This is a genomic window from Glycomyces sp. MUSA5-2, assembly GCF_037034145.1.
GTDB lineage: Bacteria > Actinomycetota > Actinomycetes > Mycobacteriales > Micromonosporaceae > Glycomyces > Glycomyces artemisiae.
Genome location: NZ_JBAGKG010000014.1, coordinates 1 through 19,922, shown reverse-complemented (window position 1 = coordinate 19,922; position 19,922 = coordinate 1). Strand labels below are relative to the sequence as shown.

The following is a 19,922-nucleotide window of genomic DNA, read 5'->3' as shown; positions in this document are numbered from 1 at the left end:
CATACGAGGGTTTACACCGAACCTTCCTCGCAATAGGCTCGTTTCCGTGCGCCGCGGCCACGGCAAGTGACCTTGCAGTGGAGGACAGTCACCCTCCGCGGTGCGCGCCCCCCTTGAGAGGAGCTCATCGCATGGGGACCCCGTACCCATCCACATCCCGGCGCGCCCGAGGGCGCACCCGAGCCGGAACCAGAGCCGCGGCAGGCGCCGCGGCCGTCCCGCTGGTGCTCGTCGGCCTCACCGCCGCGGCGGCCCCGGCCGCCGCCGAGCCCGCGCTCCCCGAGGTCGTCCCCCAGTACTTCAAGGAGGCCGCGGCCCCCGTCGACTACGAGGACGGCTTCTACGTCGTCCAGCTCGCCGACGACCCCATCGCCACCTATGACGGCGGCATCTCCGGCCTCGACGCGACCACCCCCGACAGCGGCGACACGATCGACTTCGCCGCCGACGCGGTCCAGGAGTACGGCGACTACCTCGCCGAGGAGCGCGCTGACGTCATCGCCGAGTTCGACGTGGACGCCCTCGCCGAGTACGACACCGTCCTCAACGGCTTCGGCGCGCACCTCACCGCCGCCGAGGCCGAGGCGCTCGCCGCCAGCGACGACGTGCTCGCCGTGACCCCCGAGGTCATCTACCAGCCGACCGGCAGCAACTCCGCGGTCGACACCACCGGCTTCCTGGACCTCTCGGGCGGCGACGGCGCCTGGAACGAGGAGTTCGGCTCCGCCAAGCACGCCGGCGAAGGCGTGATCGTCGGCGTCCTCGACACCGGCATCTGGCCGGAGAACCCGGCCCTCGCCCCGCTCTCGGAGCCCCGCCCCGACCAGGACGTCATCGACGCCAAGTGGAACGGCGAGTGCGTCACGGGCGAGGACGAGGACCCCGCCGGGAACATCGAGTGCAACAACAAGCTCATCGGCGCCCGCTGGTTCGACGCCGCCGGCCGGTCCGCGGACGGCTACGCCTCCCCGCGCGACTCCGACGGCCACGGCACCCACACCGCGACCACGGCCACCGGCAACTACAAGACCAAGGTCGAGGTCGACGGCGAGCGGATCGGGACGTTCACCGGCATGGCGCCGGCCGCCCGGGTCGCCGCCTACAAGGTCTGCTGGGGCGGCTGCTCCAGCCTGGACATCAACGCCGCCATCGAGGCCGCGGTCCAGGACGGCGTCGACGTCATCAACTTCTCGATCGGCTCGACCGGCACCCCCGAGTTCCTCGACTCGACCTCGTGGGCGTTCCGCGCCGCCGCCCAGGCGGGCGTCTTCGTCGCCGCCAGCGCCGGCAACGACGGTCCTACTTCCACTGTGGACCACCAGGAGCCGTGGGTGACCACGGTCGCGGCGTCCTCGCACGACCAGACCTTCCGCACCGAGATGGAGTTCGGCCGCGAGGAGATCGAGGTCGCGGGGCTGGTCGGCGAGGCCGAGTGGCCGGTGAAGCTGGCGACGGACGCGGCGTTCGACGACGCCGACCCGGCCGCGGCGGCGACCTGCAACACGGGCACGCTGGACCCCGAGAAGGCCGAGGGCTACGCGATCGTGTGCGTGCGCGGCAACACGTTCACGGCGAACGCGGACGAGGTGCACGGTGCGGGCGGGGTCGCCCTGATCGTGGTGGACCAGTCCGAGCGGGGCCCGGCGAACGTCGTGACCTCGCAGTCGGTGCCGGTGATCCACGTGTCGTACTCGGACGGCCAGGAGCTGACCGAGTGGATCGCGTCGAAGAGCCGCCCGAAGGTGGAGGTCGAGACGTCGGAGCTGGAGGACCAGAACGCGCCGTCGATGGCGGCGTTCTCGTCGAACGGCCCGGCGCTGTCGGCGGGCCAGAACCTGCTGAAGCCGGACATCACCGCCCCGGGCCTTGAGGTGCTGGCGGGGATCACGCCGGACAACCACGCGGGCAACGACTTCGCGACCGCGCAGGGCACGTCGATGGCGAGCCCGCACATCGCGGGCCTGGCGGCGCTGATCGCGTCGGCGCACCCGGACTGGTCGCCGATGGCGATCAAGTCGGCGATGATGACGACCTCGTACCAGACCGACCAGGACGGGAACCCGATCCAGCGCGGCACCGAGGACGCGACGCCGTTCGACTTCGGCGCCGGCCACGTGGACGGCGCGGAGATGTTCGACCCGGGCCTGGTCTACGACTCGGGCGTCGTCGAGTGGGTGCAGTACGTGTGCGGCACTCCGGAGGCGTTCAAGATCCAGTCGCTGTGCGACACGTACGGTTCGATGGACCCGTCGCAGCTGAACTACCCGTCGGTGACGGTGGCGGAGCTGACCGGCGTCTACGAGGTGACCCGCACGGTCACGAACGTGTCGGACCGCAAGTCGACGTACAACGCGGACATCACGGCTCCTGCGGGCTTCGAGGTCGAGGTCGACCACTCGCGGCTGACGCTGGACGCGGGCGAGTCGGCGTCGTACACGCTGACGATCACGCGCACGGATGCGGCGTTCGGCGAATGGGCGTTCGGCGACATCACCTGGGTGGAGAAGCGGGGCCACCGCACGGTCCACGAGGTGCGTTCGCCGATCGTGGTGAAGCCGTCGCAGCTGGCGGCCGCTGACGAGGTGACCTATTCGGGCGCTTCGGGTTCGGCCGAGATCTCGGGCGTGTCGGGCTTCGACGGGTCGCTGGGCGCGTCGGTGTCGGGCCTGGTGCCCTCGGAGGTCTCGACGGCGTCGCTGACCGACCCGGACTCGTCGTCGTTCCCGTCGGACGCGCCGGTGGAGAGCTCGCACACGGCGTCGTTCGAGTTCACGACGCCGGCCGATGCGGCGCTGGTGCGGTTCTCGACGTTCGAGGACGAGCACCCGACCGGGACCGACCTGGACCTGTTCGTGTACTTGAAGGAGGGCGACGAGCTGACGCTGGTCGGCTATTCGGCGTCGGGCGGCTCGAACGAGTCGGTGACGCTGCCGGGCGGCTACACGTTCGTGGCGTTCGTCGACGAGTGGGCGGGCCCGTCGCCGCTGGACGCGCGCCTGCACACGTGGGTCGTGCCGGGTTCGGACGAGGGGAACCTCGCGGTGTCCCCGGCCGAGCAGGACGTGTCGCTCGCGGGCGAGTTCTCGGTGTCGCTGTCGTGGTCGGGTCTGGCCGCGGACTCGCGGTTCCTCGGGACGCTGAATTATGCGGCGGACGGCGAGGCGATCGACTCGACGGTCGTGGGGATCACGACCTGAGTGCGCCTGAGCGCCTGAGTATCTGAAGGGTTCAGGGCGCCCGCCGCGACCGCGGCGGGCGCCCTGTTCGGTGTCCGGGGGCCGGGAGTCGAAAGGCGCCCCGGAGCTTCCGCTCCGGGGCGCCTCGTCGTGTTCGCGACCGGCTAGGCGTAGGGGTCCTCTTCGGCATCGCGGATGATGCCCCAGATCTCCTCGTCCTCTTCGAGCCAGTCCTTGTGCTCGCCTTCGGCTTCCTGGTCGCCGCCCATGCCGCGGCCTCCCATGCCGCCGCCGGCGCCCATCATGCCGCCCATGCCGCCGCCGGTGCCGCCGAGGCCCGCGGCGGTGTTGCCGACGGCGCCCGCGCCGGTCGCGGAGGCCGCGCCGACGGGGAAGGACCCGCCGCTGCCGAGCGTGGAGCCGCCGAGGCCGCCCCCGCCGGAGGCGAGACCGCCCGAGACGCCGCCGCCTCCGCCGCCGGGCGGTTCGAGGCCGCCGCCGTCGGACATGGCGCCGCCCGCTTCGAGGCCGCCGCTGCCGGCGTCGAGGCCCCCGTAGGAGTCGGCGAGCATGTCGGAGGAGTCGCGGAACGTCGACGGGCTCGACGGGTACGCCTCGGGCTGGAAGGTCGACGCCGATTCCTCGGCGTTCTCCCAGCGGTTCACGACGTCCTCGTTGGCGATCTGCGAGCGCGAGTTGTAGTCGTCGATCCCGGCGTTGACGTCGGCGGTGATGTTGCTGTTCGCGTCGGCCTGCGCCCAGGAGCGCGCCTGCTCCTCGGTGATCGGCGGCTCGTCGTTCTTGTGCTTGCGCATGTAGTAGTCGGTCTGGTTCTCGACGTAGTCCTGGACTTCGGAGACGTAGTCCTTCTCGAATCCGCCGAGTTCCAGGAGCGCGCCGATGAGGCCGCCGTCGTTGTCGCATCCGGCGGTGACGTCGCACCATCCGGAGCGGAACGGCGGGCGCACGTGGACGAGCGGGTCGGTGAACATCGACTCCATGTCGGAGATCCAGTAGAGCGGCGCCGGGTACGGCAGCTCTCCGGAGTCGCCGCCCTGGAGGCCGAAGAACTCGTCGGCCTTCTGCTCCAGGAGACCGACGGCGCCGGTGGTGGCGTCGCCGATGTCGTCGCACACCGAGGCGCAGTTGGCGAGCACGATCTCGACCTGCTCGGCGAACGCGTCGAAGTCGGTGCCCTTCCAGGTCTCCGAGAGCGTGCGCAGCGCGGACTTCAGGGTCGGGCCGATCCCGGTGGCCGGGTCGGTGTCGAAGTCGGTCTTGAACTGCTGCCAGTGCTCGCTGACGGAGCGGAGCGCGTACTTGTCGGGGTCGTCGGGGCGGACCTCGGCGACCAGGTTGCGGATGGACTGCTGGCTCGGCGCGGGCGTGCCCTTGGTCTCGACGGTCAGCATCTGGACCTGCCCGGCGATGGGGATGGCGGAGACGAGCTTGATCCAGGCGGCCTCGGCCTCGTTGTAGAGGTTCTGGCAGTTGGCGTAGCCGCACGGCTCGCCGGAGAGGAACAGCGCGTCGGCGTCGCGCCGCTGGTATTCGACGACGGTGGAGTCGTCGGGCGCGTTGTTCTCGTACTCCTCGCGGGGTCCGCGCGGGTGCTCGTCGCGGTCCCGGCTGGCGTGGTCGCCGTCGTCATCGTCGTCGCGGTCGTCGTCTTCGCGGTCGTCGTCGCGGTCGTCCTGGTCGTCGTCGCGCTCGTCGAACTCTTCGTCGGTGCGGTCGTCGTCGCGGCCGGTGTCGCCGCTGGTCTGGGTGTCTGGCATGGCGGTCAGTCCTCGCTTCGCGACAGGTCGGCGGCCGAGTTCGCGTCGGTGTCGGCGGCGCGCTCGGCGACGCCGTCGACGGTGGCGATGATGCCGGCCAGGTCGGATCGGAGGTCCTGCAGGTTGGACCAGGTCTGTCGGTGGAAGTCGCGGTACATCTCGCGGGCGGTCTGGCCGGAGTCGAGGAGCCCGAAGCCGGGTTCCACGCCGAGTTCGTTGCCGTGCCGCAGCCGTTCGATCAGTGTTTCGAGGAAATCCAAGCGGCCCTGCGCGGCCTCGCGGAACTCGGCGAGGGCGTCGGGGTCGACGGAGCGATCGGACACGGGGTCACACTCCAAGGGGGACGAGGGTTTGAGTCCAAAGCGAACTCAATTCTATCCACCGAGTGCCACGCCACGGGTACGCTCTGTTGCCGGAATTGTCCGTTAAGGACGGATCTCTGCCGGACTTTTCTTCAGTTAATATTCCTGTTTGGCACGACTCCGGGAGAGTGTTCACCCGGAAGGGGCGAATGCGCACGGCCGCACGGGATTCCGGAAGCAACTCCTGGACCGGTGGGAACTCCAGCCCCACTGTCAACTGTGGAAACTAAAGCAAAAGGCGGCCCCGCACTGCGGGGCCGCCCCTCCCGCCACCTGAGTGAACGGGGAACGAATGCCAAGCGGCCCTTAGGCGTCGACCCGCTCGGGGAGCGGCTCGGACTCGCGGAGGTTCTCCGGCGGCGGCGCCACGAACTTGTAGCCGACCTGCCGCACCGTGCCGATCATCGACTCGTACTCCGAGCCGAGCTTCGCGCGCAGGCGCCGCACGTGGACGTCGACGGTGCGGGTGCCGCCGAAGTAGTCGTAGCCCCACACCTCCCGCAGCAGCTGCTCGCGGGTGAACACGCGCCCGGGATGCTGGGCGAGGAACCGCAGCAGCTCGAACTCCTTGTACGTCAGGTCGAGCGGGGCGCCCTTGAGCTTCGCGGCGTACGTGTCCGGGTCGACCGTGAGGTCCCCGGCGCGGATCACCGCGGGCCCGGCGGCCGTGGCCGCGTTGGGCTTCCCGGTGGTCAGCCGCAGGCGCGCCTCGACCTCCGCCGGGCCGGCCGAGGCGAGCAGGAAGTCGTCGACGCCCCAGTCGGCCTGGAGCGCGGCCAGGCCCGCCTCGGTGACGATCGCGAGGAGCGGCACGGTGAGGCCGGTGGCCTGGAGGACGCGGCAGGTGGCGCGGGCGTCGGCGAGGTCGGACCGGGCGTCGACCATGACCGCGTCGGGGCTCGGCCCGCTCAGCAGCGCCCGCACGTCCCGGCCCGCGTACCGCGCGCGGTGCGGCAGCAGCTCCAGGGACGGCAGGATGGACTCTGGGGACTCCGGCACGGGGTTGGAAGTGAGGATCAGGATTTCCAAGGCAGTCCTCCGCTGGTAGGTGAGCACACGCGAATATCGCACTTCCCGGCTTCGGCGACGGGTGGGCTTACATGCGGTAGGTGGAGTCCTGTCCGAGTGTAAACGGTCACCGGCCGAATGACCAGCGTCACGACTGTGTGACTTCACTATTCGGGACGCATTGCGGCGAGGAGCCGGCAAACCGCCGTTCACCGCGCCGACACGCGCCGCTCACGCCCCGCCCCGTACCCGTCACCCGCGCGGGTGGCGCGCGGGACACCGGACGGACCGCCCATCGAAGGTGAACGGTGCACAAGGGCCTTGCCGTAGGCTGTGTCCGTGTCGTACAGCCGACCCGACGAGACCTGGGGCCACGAACCCCCCGAGGCGGCCCGGCCCGCCGAGGGCCCCGCCTGGGGCGAGACGTACCCCGAGGAGCCGCGGGCCCCCCGCGGGACGGGCTCGGGCCCCGCCGCGTCCCGCAAGGCGGCCTCCCGCCGCCCCGCGCCCCGCCGCCCCTCCGCGGACACCGGCGCCTACCGGGCCGCCGGGGCCGACGGCCGCGAGGACCACACGCTCCCGCCGCCCACCCCGCCGCTGCTGCACCGCCTCCCCGCGGTCGCCGTGGTCGTCGTCGTCGCGGCCGGGCTCGTCCTCGGCGCGCAGATGGAGCGCCCCGTCTACGCCGCCGGGATCGCGGTCCTCCAGATCGCCACCGTCGTCCTCGTCACGTGGGTCCGCAAGATCGACGGCGCGTGGGTGACGATCGCCGTCGCGTCGCTCCTCGCCGTGGCCGCCGACTGGGTCGCCGTCACCTGGACGCCCGTGTCGCTCCTGCCGGTCACCGTGCTCCTCGCGCTCGCGTTCGGCGCGGCCGTCGCCGGGCAGCTCGTGCGCCGCACCCACGAAGGGGTCACCGAGAGCCTCGGCTTCACGATGGTCCTGTGCGTCGCCGTCTGCGGGTACGCCTGCTACATCGCCCTGTCCCGCCTGGGCTCCGCGCCGCCCGCCATGTACTCCGCGGTCGTCGCCGCCGGGACCGCGGTCCTCGCCGCCCGCGCCGTCGACCTCGTCATGCCCGACCCGCGCATCAACCGCCAGGTCACCCGCGGCGCGTTCGGGATCGTCATCGGCACCATGTGCGGCACCGCCTCGGCCGCGTACGCCGGGCTCGTCATCGAGGGCCCCGACCCGAAGCACGCCGCGATCGGCGGGCTCCTCGTCGCGCTCATCGCGGTCCTGTCGGACCTCGCGTGCGGGTACCTGTCGGCGTCGCGGCGCATCGACGGCGCCGGGACCGCCCCGAACCCGGTGGTCAGCGCCGCGGGCCCGCTCCTGGCGTTCGCCGTCACGGGCCCCGTGGTGTACCTCCTCAGCGCCTACTACATGATCGACTGACGCACACCCCTCGCGCCGCACGCACCCCGAGACTCCCTGGAGCCCCCTGGTGAAGATCCTCCGCCGCCTCCTGATCACCCTCGTCATCGCCGCCGCGCTCGTCGCCCTCGGCGACCGGGTCGCGAACGCCGTCGCCGAGCGCCGCATCGCCACCGAGGTCGCGGCCACCGCCGCCGACCACGGCGCCTACTCCGAGCAGCGCCCCGACGTGACGATCCACGGCTGGCCCTTCGCCACCCAGGCGTGGACCGGCGACTTCGAGCAGATCGACATCACCCTCAAGGACGTCGGCGCGAACGGGCTCGTCTTCCCCGAACTGGCGATGACCGCCCGCGACGTCGAGGCGGACTGGCGCGAGCTCGCCGACGGCGGCGACGCGGTCGCCGGGACCCTCGACGTCGACGGCACCATCTCCATCGACTCGATCGAGGCGCTCCTGGCCGAGCAGACCGGCTGGGACCTGGAGATCGACCGCGACGGCAACGCCACCCTCACCGCGACCGAGGAGCTCGGCGGCATGAGCGTCGACCTCCAGGCGACCGGCACCGTCGAAGTGAGCGACGACGCCATCTCCTTCACGCCCGACGCCGTGGAGTCGCTCACGCAGGGCCTCCCGCAGTCCGTGCAGCCGCTCGTCGACCAGTTCGCGTCCCAGCTCACCTCCACCGTCGAGCTCCCCGAGCTGCCGTACGGGATCACGCTCGCGGAGATCGCGTTCGAGGGCGACGCCGTCGCCGTCTCTGCGTCCGCCGAGGACGTCGTCCTCACCTGACCGGTGACCGCCCGCTCGCTTTTCGTGCCGTCCGCGGTCCGCATCGCGAGAACGGCGGTGGATTCGGCCCGGCAAGTCTGCTAGCGTTCTGCCCATGCGCAAGCCGATGCTCACGAAGCGGCGCGCGATCGACTACTGCATGATCGCGGCCACGCTCTGTCGAATGCCTTAGGCGACTCGCCCGGCCCCGGAGGCCGACGGCAGTCGCCGCATTGCGGCCCAGCGTGCGTGACATCCAAGAGCAAGGCTTGCATCCCAAGGTTCCATGACCCGCGCCTTCCGGCGCGGCCGGAACCGGTCTCGATCCCAGGACTGACGATCCCCTGGATCACCCTGCTCGCCGTCGCGAACGGCTTCTCAGCACCGCCCGCCGGGCCCTCTCGAACTCGGAAACAGTCGGATACCGAAACCATTCCTTTCTACGTTCAGGAGAGAACAGCCATGGCCCGTGAAGACGTGCTGGTGACCGCCGATTGGGCGGAAGCGAACCTCGACACCCCCGGAGTGGTGTTCGTCGAAGTCGACGAGGACACCTCCGCCTACGACAGCGGCCACATCAAGGGCGCCGTCAAGATCGACTGGAAGGACGACCTCCAGGACCCGGTCCGCCGCGACTTCGTCAACCAGGAGCAGTTCTCGCAGCTCCTCTCGGAGCGCGGCATCGCCAACGACGACACCGTCGTCCTCTACGGCGGCAACAACAACTGGTTCGCGGCCTACGCGTACTGGTACTTCAAGCTCTACGGCCACGAGTCCGTGAAGCTCCTCGACGGCGGCCGCAAGAAGTGGGAGCTCGACGCCCGCGACGTCGTCACCGAGGTGCCCAAGCGCGAAGCCACCGAGTACGTCGCCAAGCCGCTCGACTGGGGCCTGCGCGCCAAGCGCGACGAGGTCGAGGCCGCCATCGGCGTCAAGAACCTCATCGACGTCCGCTCCCCCGACGAGTACGCCGGCCGCCTCCTGGCCCCGGCCCACCTCCCGCAGGAGCAGTCCCAGCGCGCCGGCCACATCCCGACCGCGCTGAGCGTCCCGTGGTCCAAGGCCGCGAACGAGGACGGCACCTTCAAGTCCGAGGACGAGCTCCGCGAGCTCTACGTCGGCGAGGCCGGCCTCGACGAGTCCAAGTCGACGATCGCCTACTGCCGCATCGGCGAGCGCTCCAGCCACACCTGGTTCGCGCTCCGCGAGCTCCTCGGCTACACCGACGTCAAGAACTACGACGGCTCCTGGACCGAGTACGGCTCCCTCGTGGGCGTCCCGATCGCGCTGGGCGACGAGCCCGGCACCAAGTAGCACCGGCGACGGTACGGAAAGGAAGATCCATGTCTGACAGCTGCGCTGCACCCGACCAGGACCTGGCCCTGCCGGCGTCCGTGGACCTCGAAAAGGAGACCGTGCTCAGCGGCACGGTCGTGAACGACGAGGGCGAACTGGTCCAGGGCGCGTACGTGCGCCTCCTCGACGGCACCGGCGAGTTCACCGCCGAGGTCGTCACCGGCGAGGGCGGCCAGTTCCGCTTCTTCGCCGCCCCCGGCAAGTGGACGCTCCGCGCGCTCTCGCGCTACGGCGACGCCACCGGCGAGATCGAGGCCGCCCGCGGCGTCAACGAGACGAAGCTCGCCGTCAGCCGCTAGTACCGACCGGGGCGATTCAGCTCGTATCCCAGTCAGGAAGGGCCCGGACACGTTCGTGTCCGGGCCCTTTTCACGTCCCGGCGGGGCGTTACTTCTGGAGTTCCTTGTAGCGGGCCGTCTTCGTCGCCGGGTCGTAGAACCCGGCGGGGGTGCGGAGGATGACGTTGACGCGGTTCCAGGCGTTGATCTGCGCGCACATCGCGACGAGGGCCGCGATCTGCTCGTCGTCGTAGTGCTTGCGCACCGCCGCCCAGGTCTCGTCGCTGACGCCGTGCGGGTTGTCGGCGAGGCGCGCCGACTCCTCCGCGAGGGCCAGCGCGGCCCGTTCGGCGTCGTCGAAGGCGGGCGCTTCGCGCCAGACGGGGACGAGGTTGAGGCGCTCGGGGTCGTCTCCGGCGTGCACGGCGTCCTTGAAGTGCATGTCGGTGCAGAAGCCGCAGCCGTTGATCTGGCTGGCGCGCAGCTTCACGAGCTCCATGGTGCGGTGCGGGACGGTGGAGGCGGTGTGGAACAGCTTCTCGTTGGCGAGCATGTTCTTGTAGTAGGCCTTGGCGAACTCGGTGTCGGTGAAGGCGAGTCGGGCTTCCATGGTGTTCCTTCCTGCGGGGCCTAGCGGGGCCGGTGGACTTCGTGGATTCCGGTGAGCTTGTCGGGGTTGCGGACCATGTCGACGGCGACGATGCGGCCGTCGGCGATGCCGAGGAGGGTGATGCCGCCGACTTCGCCGCCGACGACGGTGAGGAGGGCGGGGCCGCCGTTGACGGTGGTGACGCGGTGGTGGAAGTCGTCGTAGCGCAGGGTGACGCCGGTGAGGAAGCGGGCGATCTTGTCGGCGCCGCGGACGGGGTTGCGGGCGGCGCGGACGACGCCGCCGCCGTCGGAGGTGAGGACCGCGTCGGGGTCGAGGAGGGCGGTGAGGCCCTCGATGTCGCCGGAGGTGACGGCGCGGGAGAACGCCTCGACGACGTGGCGGTGCTCGTCGGGGTCGACGTCGAAGCGGGGCTGGCGGCGCTCGACGTGCTCGCGGGCGCGGCTGGCGAGTTTGCGGCAGCCGGCGGGGGTGCGGCCGAGGGTCTCGGCGACCTCGTCGAAGGTGAGGCCGAAGACGTCGTGGAGGACGAATGCGGCGCGTTCGGCGGGGCTGAGCGTTTCGAGGACGACGAGCATCGCCCAGGACAGGGAGTCGGCGAGGCTGACGCTGTCGGCGGGGTCGGGGGCGGTCTCGACGGGTTCGGGCAGCCACGGGCCCACGTAGGCCTCGCGGCGGACGCGTGCGGAGCGCAGGACGTCGAGGGCGAGGCGGGACGTGGTGGTGACGAGCCAGCCGGTGAGGTCGTCGATGGCGTCGGCGTCGGTGCGCTGCAATCGCATCCAGGCGTCCTGGACGACGTCCTCGGCTTCGCTGACGGAGCCGAGGAGTCCGTACGCGACGCCGACGAGGCGCGGTCGCAGTTCTTCGAAGAGTGCTGCGGCGGATTCCGGTCGGTTCATGTCGGGAGGACGGGGCATGGTTCAAGAGTGTGACACCGGATCGCTGATTGTGACGGTTGTCTCGCGGATCGGGTAGGGCAGACTGTGTCCCGTGTTCTCGAACGTCTCGGCGCGCTGGCGCCGCCGCCTGCGCGTCGCGGTCGTGGTGTGGGCGCTGCTGCTGTTCGCGGCCGCGTTCGCGGGGACGCGGGCGACGGTCCGCGAGCAGGTGGACGCCGCGCAGGCCCGCGCGGTCATGGACGCGGCCCTGGGCGAGGCGGCCGCTTCGGTGACGGGCGCGGCGGTCCTCGCGGCGGGGCCGCTGGGCGTGGAGGACTGCGAGGTGACGCCGGTGCGCCCGGGGGCGTCGCTGTCGCGGACGCTCCAGATCTCGGGGGCGACGGTCGACCAGGTCGAGGCGCTCGCCGACCGGTTCGGCCTCGAACCGTCCTCGGATTCGGATGCGGCCGTGTGGTTCGGCGACGCCGACGGCTACATCAGCCTCCGCGTGACCGCGGAGGTCCCCGACCCTCCGGGCGGCCGCTGGTCCGAGCCGGTCACCGTGCAGGCGACCACGGGCTGCCGCCCCCTCGACGGCGGCGTCGCCGCCTACGCCCCGGACCCGCCCGCGGGCGCGACCCCCGAATGGGAGTACGGCGCGGTCCCCTGCCCGGGCGGCGGGGAGCTCGCCAGCTGGACGGAGGCGGTCGAGGCCGAGCCGCTCCGCGTCCACGAGACGACGGGCGGCTGCGCGTAGGCGGCTATTTGTCGATGTCGCCGACGACGAAGAACATGGAGCCGAGGATGGCGATCATGTCGGGGATGAGGCAGCCGGTCATGAGGGTGGCGAGGGCCTGCACGTTCGCGTAGGACGCGGTGCGGAGCTTGAGCCGGTAGGGGGTCTTCTCGCCGCGGCTGACGAGGTAGTAGCCGTTGGCGCCCAGCGGGTTCTCGGTCCACACGTAGGTCTCGCCGGCCGGGGGCTTGAAGATCTTCGGGAGCTTCGTGTTGACGGGCCCGGGGACGGCGGCGGCGCGGTCGAGGCAGGTCCGGGCGAGTTCGATCGAGGCGTACACCTGGTCCATGAGGCAGAGGAAGCGCGCGTGGCAGTCGCCTTCGGTGCGGGTCACGACGGGCACGTCGAGGTCGCCGTACGCGAGGTAGGGCTCGTCGCGGCGCAGGTCGAAGTCGAGGCCGGAGGCGCGGGCGACGGGCCCGGTGACGCCGAACGCGGCAGCGGCGGCGGCGTCGAGGACGCCGACGCCCTTGGTCCGGGCGGCAAAGATCTCGTTGTGCCGCAGGAGCTTGTCGAGGCGGGCCATGCCGGTCTCGACGTCGTCGACGGCGCGGCGGGCGCGGTCCTCCCAGCCGTCGGGCACGTCCTGCTTGAGGCCGCCGACGCAGTTGTACATGTAGTGGACGCGGCCGCCGCTGGCCTCCTCCATGACCGCCTGGATGCGCTCGCGTTCGGTGAACGCATAGAACATCGGGGTGATCGCGCCGATCTCCAGGGGGTAGGACCCGAGGAACATGAGGTGGTTGAGGATCCGGTTCATCTCGGCGAGCGCCATGCGCAGCCACACGGCGCGCTCGGGGACCTCGATCCCGGCGAGTCGCTCGGCGGCGAGGGCGACCCCGAGTTCGGAGGAGAACGCGGACAGCCAGTCGTGCCGGTTGGCGAGCAGCATGATCTGCCGGAAGTCGCGTACCTCGTAGAGCTTCTCGGCGCCGCGGTGCATGTAGCCGACGATCGGCTCGCATTCGGTGACGCGTTCGCCGTCCACCCGCAGCTTGAGCCGGAGCACCCCGTGCGTGGAGGGGTGCTGCGGGCCGATGTTGAGCACCATGTCGGCCGTTTCGGTGGCGGCACCGACGCCGACGATCAGCTGTTCGCTCACCCCCTCATCGTCGCAGTTTCCTCCCGGTTCGGGAAGAGGAGCCGCGACGCGGCCGCGATGCCATAGGTTGGCAGGGCGCCGCCACTCGGCGTGGCGGCGTGTTGCCGGGCCCTGGCATCCTAGACGGAGCATCCGACATTGGAGGTGTGGCCGAATGGACCGCGATCAGATGCGCGCCTCGGAGAGCGACCGGCAGGTCGTCATGGAGCGCCTGCGTCAGGCGGTGGAGGAGGGCCGCCTGGACGTACCGGAGTACCAGGACCGCGTCGACGCCGCGATGCGCGCCCGCGTCTACTCCGAGCTCGACGTCCTCATCTCCGACCTCCGCCAGCTCCCGCCCCCCGGGTTCGAGGAGGCGTCGATGGAGCCGACCCGCGTGATGCGCCCCGAGTCCCTCTCGAAGGCCAACCAGCAGCTCCGCGACGGCGCCGACGAGCGCTCCAGCAAGTGGAAGATCGCGGGCGTCGCCATCGCCATCGCCGCCGCGGCCTGCCTCGTGATCTTCATCATCTCCCCGGAGCTGTTCCTCTACATCGCGATCGGCGTCCTGGTCGTCCTCGTCCTCTTCGTCGTGGCGGCCTTCTCCGGCATGTTCTGACCCCCGCCTCCCCCGCGGGCCCGGAGCCATCCGGCCCCGCTGGTCCCCTTGCGCCCCAATGAGGCGCATCGGTCACCGCGCCGTACCCCGCCGCGTCCGGAATCGCTCTATAGTCCGGAATGACCCGTCCACCGGACGAGAGGCGACCCGATGCGGCGACTGCTCCGCCAGCTGTCATTCATCCCCTTACTGTTCGCGCTCGCGGGCCTGCACACCCGCCACCACTCCTCCGATGCCGATACGCCCGGCACCCCCGGCGGCCGCCGCAGCCCCCTCCCCGGACGCGGGCACGCCTCCGACAGCGCCGAGACCAAGTCGCGCATCGACGCGGCCCGCGTCGGCGGCACCCGTCCGTCCACGACCGGCACCCCGCCGCCCGCCGACCCCGGCGCGGCACCCCCGGGCCGCCCCAACCAGGCCGCGATCGACCAGGCGTTCAACGACCTCCCGACGTTCACCAGGACGGGAACCGACGCCGACGGGAACCCCACCCTCCAGTCCCCCACCTCCGGGTACCTCCTCAACGGGGACAACCGGGTCCAGAACCCGTACGACGCCGACGGCGGCGACCGGTTCGACAGCCGCGGCCAGCGCCAACCGCCCGCACCAGAGGTGCAGGAGACGGTCAGGGACTCCCCGTCCGAGCACCCGCGCGGGTACTCGCAGCTCGGGAACCGCGCCGACGTCGAGATGAAGGCCGCGTACCTGGCGCGCACCGAAGGCGAGGGCGGCGAGAACCTCGACCTGGTCATCAACAACCCGGACGGTCCCTGCCCCATGTGCCGGGACACGCTCCCGTATGTTCTGAGACCGGATCAGACCATGACCGTCCACTGGACCGACCAGAACGGCGTCGCGCAGAGCACGCCGTTCACGGGCATCGACTGGTAGCCCGGAGCCGAGGAGCAGCACATGCCAGACCCGAACCCGCACGTGAAGGTAATGTTCCGGCCCGACCACGTCCGCGAGCCGCTCAGGCCCCGCACCGCGGCCGAGTTCGCCGCGGTCGTCGACTCGATGGTCGCCGACGACGATTTCGACCACAGCTACGCCACCGTCTACTTCACGACCTCCCGCGGCGACGGCATCCTCCTCGGCCTGGGCGTGTTCGCGCGCAAGCGCCTCGGCGCGATCCTCTACCAGGGGGACGCGGGCGAGTTCTACACCCGCGGCGAGCAGCCGTCCGGCCGCGAGGTCTTCTACTCGGACTTCGGGAACGCCCGGTTCTTCCCCCCGGACGCGGAGATCGGCGCGGACCTGGTCAAGGCGGCGCTGGCGGCCCTGTGGGAGCTCGACGGCGCCCTGCCCGCGAACGTCCGCTGGCAGCAGTGGACCGACACGGAGCACTGAGGGAGGCGCGCCCGCCTCGGAAATGCAAGGCGCGCAAGCGAAAGGGGCGGCCGGTGCGACCGGCCGCCCCTGCGTCGTCTAGACGCGGGGTCCGGGCGGCTGCTGCGGGGGCGGGTAGGCGCCGGGCTGGGGCGGGTGCGGCGCGGGCGGGTGGCCCGGCTGCTGGAACCCCTGCTGCGGGTAGCCCTGCTGCGGGTACCCCGGCTGGGCCGGGGCGGGCTGCTGCGGGTATCCGGGCTGCCCGTACGGCTGGTAGCCGTACGCGTAGCCGGGCTGGGGCGGCGGCATCTCCTGGCGGCCTTTGGGATCGGGGCCGAAGCGGTTCTGGAACGGGTTCCCGTCGGAGCACATGTAGATCATCATGAAGACCGCGCCGACCCCGAAGGGGATGAACGCCATGAAGAACCAGGCGCCTTCGCGGCCGGTGTCGTGGAGGCGCCGGATGGTCAGCGCGAGCGCGGGCACGAACGAGGCGAGGACGTAGAGGAAGAACGGGATGATGAGCGCCACGGCCACCGGGTCGGGGACCCTCCCGTCGAGGACGAAGCCGGAGAACAGCCCCAGCCCGTACAGCACCAGGAAGGCGATGAAGTGGAAGAGCGCGAACATCCAGTACTCCTGGCGCCGGGCCCGCCCGGTGAACACGGCGTACTGCTTGAACGCGTTGAGGTAGTAGTGCAAGGGGTGCGGTCCTTCCGCGTTGCGGCGCATGCGTACTGCGCATACGCCGCGTTTCAGTCGTTACCAGGTCATCATAGGCGCCGGCCGCTCCGAGCCGGGGACGCAGCAGGGGCGGAGGAACCGCGGTCCCTCCGCCCCTTCGCGATCCGGTCCGCTACAGCGGTTCGACGTCGCAGTTGTTCAGGGCGCCCTGGCGCAGGACGTCGAGGGCCCGCTGGGAGACCACGAGGCTGCCGTTCGAGGACGCCCCGAAGTCGTCGGCCCCGGCGGTGCCGGTGAGCTGGAGCCACTGCCACTTGGGCAGGTCGACGGGGCCGCCTGCGAGCTCCTCGGCGTCCTCGCTGAGGACCACTTCGGCGTCGGCGAGGCGGTACCCGGACAGGCCCGCCGCGCCGATGAGGCCGGCCAGGTGCTCGGTGACGACGAAGCAGGGGGTCGACTCCAGGATCTCGTCGCCGAGCCAGTCCTGGATCACGTACTGGAGCCTGGTCACGACGGGCGGCTGCGCGTCGAGGTCCATGACCGTGCCCTCGCCGAGTTCTCCGGCGACCTCGGGCTCCAGAAGGTAGTAGCTCATTGGCGCATCCTAACTTAGGGAACTGGCGGATTGAAGTTCGTGCCGAGCTTGAGGTCGACCTTCGTCGCATGGTCGAGGATCTGCTGGCGGGTGGCGTTCGGGTAGTCCTTGTAGAACTGGTTCCATTCCTTGCGGATCTGGCTCAGGTGGACTCGGCTGTTCACCTGCCCCTTGGGAATGCCGCGCAGGTTCTGGAGCGAGTGCATCTCCGCGGCGCTGAACCGTCCGGGGTAGCGGCGCAGGACCTGCTGCTCGATGGCGTGGTGGACGACCACTTTGCCTTTGAGTTTGGGGTGCTGCTTGAAGAACGTGCCCTTGTAGTCGTTGTTGAGCGCGTTTCCGACTTTCGCGCGCCACCGCGACCGGGTCGTCTTCTTCGCGGCGCTGGAGACGGTCTTCTTGACCCAGCTGCCGCCGCCTTTCCCCGTGCGGAAGAAATGCGTGTTGCTGATGAGTCCGGAGATGATCTTGGCGCCTTTGGCGGTGGTCTTCCGCGCGGCGCGGGTGCGCATCCTAACCATTGAGCACCGACTCGATGGCCATGTCGATGAGCATGTCGATGAGCTTGGAGGTGATCATCTTGAAGATGGGGATCTCCAGCAGGGACGCCCCGAACGTCGCCACGGCGGTGGCGATGGCCTGCGCGATCTGGATCGCGAGCGTCACGAGCTGGACGATCATCTGCATCTTGAGGGCGAGCACGACGCCCGCGGCGATCATGATGCCGATGCTGATGATGTTGGACGGCTCGCCGATGTCCGCGATGTTGCGGACCGCGGACTCGCCGTCCTCCCATTCGGACTTGAACGCGGCGATGTCGTCGCTGACGTTGTTGTCGATGACGGTCTTCGCGGCGGCTTCGAGCTTGTCGATCGCGCCGCCGATCTGGTCGGCGAGGTCGGTCCAGGTGTTGCCGAGGTTGAAGAGCTTCTCCTCGTCTGGCTCGGGCCAGTCGTAGCCGAGCATGCTGAGGAGGCTTCTCAGCTCGGAGGGCAGTTGCAAACCCACTGAGGGCTCCTTCGAAGGGAGGGGACACTGCGCAGTGCCCGAGGTACGGAGCGTTATGAAGGAGTTGATGCGGGCCGGTGCGGCGGCCGTTGGGAGAGAAGGGAAGAGAGAGTGAAAGGGTCAGGGGGGAAAGCGGGAGCGGGTCGGGACGCGGCCCGGCGGGTCAGCCCCGGCCGAGCTCGGCGAGGATCGCCCTGAACAGGCGCTCGATCTCCGAGTCGTTCTCCTCGTGGGTGTCGGCGATCTGCCGCAGGTTCTCGGCGTAGTCGCCGAGGTCCTCGATGTTCGTCGTGATGCACTCGGTGATGGCCTCCATGACGGCCTGGTGCGCCAGGTCGAGCAGGCTGCCGATCATGTCGCCGCCGAACGAGTCCGCCAGTCCGTCCACAGAGGATTTGAACTGGTCGAACAGGCCCTGCACGGCCTCGGTCGCGGAGTCGAGCTGCTGCGCGCCTTCGCGGATCGAGTCGAGGTTGAGCTTGACGGCCATGTCAGGCCCCTCCCTGGAGCTTCTGCATGACCGCGCTGATCTGCGCGGTCATCTCCCGCATCTGGCGCACGCCCTGCTCCTGGATCTGGGCGACGGCGTCGCCGATCGCCTCCAGGTCCGGGGGCGGGACGTCGGCCGTCAGGGCCTCCGCGCGGGCGTCGAGTGCGGCGTTGACGACCTTGGCGATCTCGACTTCGAGGAACTCGGTGCCCTCCTTGAGGACCCGCTCTTCCAGGAAGCGGAACTTCTCGACGCGGCCGTTCGCGCCGAGGGTCACTTGGATGCGCCCGGCAGCCGCCTCGGCGGTGACGGGCTGGACCGGCTGGCCCTGCTGCTGTCTGACTTCGTCGAGCGCCGAGCGGGCTTCCGCCAGCTGCTGGGCGATCGCGTCCTCACCGAACATGCCGCCTCCGGGGGTCTCAGTGGACTCGGTGTGGCCTTCAGCATAGACCGGGCGCGCCACAAACGGGTCCCCGGAAAGTGCCGCCCTACCAGGGGATTCGACAAGCTTGTTTACCGTGTGTCAGGAGTTCGCTTCGCCCCTGTTAGGACGGTTTCGGGCGTCCCGCATGCCCCTTTCAGGACGTGCCGCCGCGCAGCGCAGCGGTCTTCGCGGGGTCGGGGAGGTAGTCGAAGTGCTCGTCGCGGTCGCAGCGCAGCCAGCCCTCGCGCACGTGCAGCCGGGCCACCTGGACGGTGGAGCGGCGCCCGCCGCCAGGGTGCGTGAAGTAGTAGAGGAACGCCTCGTCGGGGCCCTGCGTCAGGGCCATCGCGTGGTGGCCGAGCGCCTCGTCGAACGCGCGGCGGCCGGGCCCGGCCAGGAGCGGCACGGGCTGGCGGTGCCAGTGCTCCAGGTCGGTGGAGCGGTGGACGAGGAGGCCGGACCAGCCGTCGGTGACCATCCAGTAGACGCCGCCGAGCGCGAACACCGTGGGGCCCTCCTGGGCCTGGCCGGTGACGGCGGGACCCGCTGGGGCCCAGGTGAAGAGGTCGTCGGAGTCGGCGGCGTAGACGTGGCTCCCGCGCCGCTCGTCCTTGAACCACATGCGCCACCGGCCGTCGGGGAGCCGGTGGACCGTCGCGTCGATGACGCGCTCGGAGTCGAGGTCGAGCGTGGACTCGTACTTCCAGGTGTCCAGGTCCTCGGAGGTGTAGTGGCGGATCTCGGCGGGGCCGGTCCAGTCCTCGCGCACCCCTTCGAGGTAGGTGACGTACATGTGCCAGCGGCCCTCGTGGCGCAGGATCTCCGGGGCCCACCAGGTGTCGCGGTTGTCGCAGCCGGGTCCGGCGGCGGTGCCCGCGTAGGTCCATTCGCGACCGTCGGGGCTCGTGGCGTGGCCGATGTCGGTGCCGTGGACCCAGGCCACGCCCGCATCGGGCTGGTTGGCGCGGCGCTGGGTGTAGAACAGGTGCCACAGGCCGGTCGCGGGGTCGTGGACGACGGTGGGGTCGGTGGGCCCGTCGAAGACCGGGTCGGTGAACAGCGGCGCGGGGGCGCGCAGGTCGTCGGGGTTCGAGGCAGGACCGGTCGTCATGGTTCCTCCGGGAGAATCGGCGGCCGCTCGGCCGGACCTGGCTGACTGCTTGAAACATAGCCAAAGAAAGCGTTTGCCGCAACCCGCTTCCGCTGCGCGGCTTGCGGCCCGCGCCGGAGTCGCCGATCTGCCGCCGCATGTGCTCCGGCGCGCATGAAGGGCTGAAGGCCGTATCGCCATCCCTAGC

General features: G+C 70.6%; 22 protein-coding genes. 9 read left to right on the top strand and 13 right to left on the bottom strand.

From position 1 onward, the window contains the following. The first annotated feature begins 131 nt into the window (after positions 1–131). On the top strand, positions 132–3,197 hold the full coding sequence (locus WA640_RS27085; protein ID WP_335991965.1) for a S8 family serine peptidase: 3,066 nt from the start codon (positions 132–134) through the stop codon (positions 3,195–3,197). Between the two features lie 143 nt (positions 3,198–3,340). On the opposite strand, the gene WA640_RS27080 is transcribed toward WA640_RS27085, so the two are convergent. The 3 genes from WA640_RS27080 to WA640_RS27070 form a co-directional block, all read right to left on the bottom strand. Beyond that, a complete protein-coding gene (locus WA640_RS27080) occupies positions 3,341–4,954 on the bottom strand; it encodes a hypothetical protein (protein ID WP_335991964.1) in 1,614 nt (537 codons plus the stop codon). 5 nt (positions 4,955–4,959) lie between these two features. Then, positions 4,960–5,277, bottom strand: a complete 318-nt coding sequence (locus tag WA640_RS27075; protein ID WP_106363004.1) for a hypothetical protein — start codon at positions 5,275–5,277, stop codon at positions 4,960–4,962. A gap of 345 nt (positions 5,278–5,622) precedes the next feature. Then, positions 5,623–6,345 (bottom strand): winged helix-turn-helix transcriptional regulator, encoded by a 723-nt coding sequence (locus tag WA640_RS27070; protein WP_106363003.1) that lies wholly within the window; start codon positions 6,343–6,345, stop codon positions 5,623–5,625. 318 nt (positions 6,346–6,663) lie between these two features. Between WA640_RS27070 and WA640_RS27065 the strand changes: the two genes are divergently transcribed. From WA640_RS27065 to WA640_RS27050, 4 genes are all read left to right on the top strand, one after another. Beyond that, complete coding sequence (locus WA640_RS27065; RefSeq protein WP_335991963.1) at positions 6,664–7,722, top strand: hypothetical protein; 1,059 nt, start codon at positions 6,664–6,666, stop codon at positions 7,720–7,722. Positions 7,723–7,771: 49 nt separating this feature from the next. Beyond that, positions 7,772–8,494 carry an LmeA family phospholipid-binding protein gene (locus tag WA640_RS27060; protein ID WP_335991962.1) on the top strand — a complete coding sequence of 241 codons (723 nt, stop codon included), beginning with the start codon at positions 7,772–7,774 and terminating at the stop codon, positions 8,492–8,494. A gap of 441 nt (positions 8,495–8,935) precedes the next feature. Next, complete coding sequence (locus tag WA640_RS27055; protein WP_106363000.1) at positions 8,936–9,787, top strand: sulfurtransferase; 852 nt, start codon at positions 8,936–8,938, stop codon at positions 9,785–9,787. A 29-nt stretch (positions 9,788–9,816) separates the two neighbouring features. Continuing rightward, the gene (locus WA640_RS27050) at positions 9,817–10,128 is read left to right on the top strand and encodes a DUF1416 domain-containing protein (RefSeq protein WP_106362999.1); all 312 of its coding nucleotides are present in this window, start codon (positions 9,817–9,819) and stop codon (positions 10,126–10,128) included. An 88-nt stretch (positions 10,129–10,216) separates the two neighbouring features. On the opposite strand, the gene WA640_RS27045 is transcribed toward WA640_RS27050, so the two are convergent. Continuing rightward, positions 10,217–10,717: a carboxymuconolactone decarboxylase family protein gene (locus WA640_RS27045; RefSeq protein WP_335991961.1), complete on the bottom strand. Its 501-nt coding sequence runs from the start codon at positions 10,715–10,717 to the stop codon at positions 10,217–10,219. Positions 10,718–10,737: 20 nt separating this feature from the next. Continuing rightward, complete coding sequence (locus WA640_RS27040) at positions 10,738–11,619, bottom strand: sigma-70 family RNA polymerase sigma factor (RefSeq protein ID WP_335991960.1); 882 nt, start codon at positions 11,617–11,619, stop codon at positions 10,738–10,740. A gap of 91 nt (positions 11,620–11,710) precedes the next feature. Here WA640_RS27040 and WA640_RS27035 point away from each other — a divergent pair, with 91 nt between their 5' ends. Beyond that, a complete protein-coding gene (locus tag WA640_RS27035; RefSeq protein WP_335991959.1) occupies positions 11,711–12,355 on the top strand; it encodes a hypothetical protein in 645 nt (214 codons plus the stop codon). A gap of 4 nt (positions 12,356–12,359) precedes the next feature. Here WA640_RS27035 and WA640_RS27030 read toward each other — a convergent pair whose 3' ends face one another. Continuing rightward, positions 12,360–13,445, bottom strand: a complete 1,086-nt coding sequence (locus WA640_RS27030) for an NADH-quinone oxidoreductase subunit D (protein ID WP_442904851.1) — start codon at positions 13,443–13,445, stop codon at positions 12,360–12,362. A 205-nt stretch (positions 13,446–13,650) separates the two neighbouring features. On the opposite strand from WA640_RS27030, the gene WA640_RS27025 reads away from it, so the two are divergent. From WA640_RS27025 to WA640_RS27015, 3 genes are all read left to right on the top strand, one after another. Beyond that, positions 13,651–14,094 carry a DUF1707 SHOCT-like domain-containing protein gene (locus tag WA640_RS27025; RefSeq protein ID WP_181245664.1) on the top strand — a complete coding sequence of 148 codons (444 nt, stop codon included), beginning with the start codon at positions 13,651–13,653 and terminating at the stop codon, positions 14,092–14,094. A 150-nt stretch (positions 14,095–14,244) separates the two neighbouring features. After that, positions 14,245–14,985, top strand: a complete 741-nt coding sequence (locus tag WA640_RS27020) for a DddA-like double-stranded DNA deaminase toxin (protein WP_335991957.1) — start codon at positions 14,245–14,247, stop codon at positions 14,983–14,985. 21 nt (positions 14,986–15,006) lie between these two features. Next, positions 15,007–15,444, top strand: a complete 438-nt coding sequence (locus WA640_RS27015; protein WP_335991956.1) for an Imm1 family immunity protein — start codon at positions 15,007–15,009, stop codon at positions 15,442–15,444. 78 nt (positions 15,445–15,522) lie between these two features. On the opposite strand, the gene WA640_RS27010 is transcribed toward WA640_RS27015, so the two are convergent. The 7 genes from WA640_RS27010 to WA640_RS26980 form a co-directional block, all read right to left on the bottom strand. After that, on the bottom strand, positions 15,523–16,125 hold the full coding sequence (locus WA640_RS27010) for a DUF805 domain-containing protein (protein ID WP_335991955.1): 603 nt from the start codon (positions 16,123–16,125) through the stop codon (positions 15,523–15,525). A 154-nt stretch (positions 16,126–16,279) separates the two neighbouring features. Then, entirely contained in the window at positions 16,280–16,702 is a 423-nt protein-coding gene (locus WA640_RS27005; RefSeq protein ID WP_335991954.1) for a hypothetical protein, read from the bottom strand. A 14-nt stretch (positions 16,703–16,716) separates the two neighbouring features. Further along, positions 16,717–17,214 carry a hypothetical protein gene (locus WA640_RS27000; protein WP_335991953.1) on the bottom strand — a complete coding sequence of 166 codons (498 nt, stop codon included), beginning with the start codon at positions 17,212–17,214 and terminating at the stop codon, positions 16,717–16,719. Between the two features lies 1 nt (position 17,215). Next, positions 17,216–17,710 carry a WXG100-like domain-containing protein gene (locus tag WA640_RS26995; protein WP_106362994.1) on the bottom strand — a complete coding sequence of 165 codons (495 nt, stop codon included), beginning with the start codon at positions 17,708–17,710 and terminating at the stop codon, positions 17,216–17,218. 163 nt (positions 17,711–17,873) lie between these two features. Next, entirely contained in the window at positions 17,874–18,200 is a 327-nt protein-coding gene (locus WA640_RS26990) for a WXG100 family type VII secretion target (protein ID WP_335991952.1), read from the bottom strand. A 1-nt stretch (position 18,201) separates the two neighbouring features. Then, complete coding sequence (locus WA640_RS26985) at positions 18,202–18,663, bottom strand: hypothetical protein (protein WP_146147988.1); 462 nt, start codon at positions 18,661–18,663, stop codon at positions 18,202–18,204. Positions 18,664–18,778: 115 nt separating this feature from the next. Beyond that, positions 18,779–19,735 carry a family 43 glycosylhydrolase gene (locus WA640_RS26980; protein WP_335991951.1) on the bottom strand — a complete coding sequence of 319 codons (957 nt, stop codon included), beginning with the start codon at positions 19,733–19,735 and terminating at the stop codon, positions 18,779–18,781. Between the last annotated feature and the right edge of the window lie 187 nt (positions 19,736–19,922).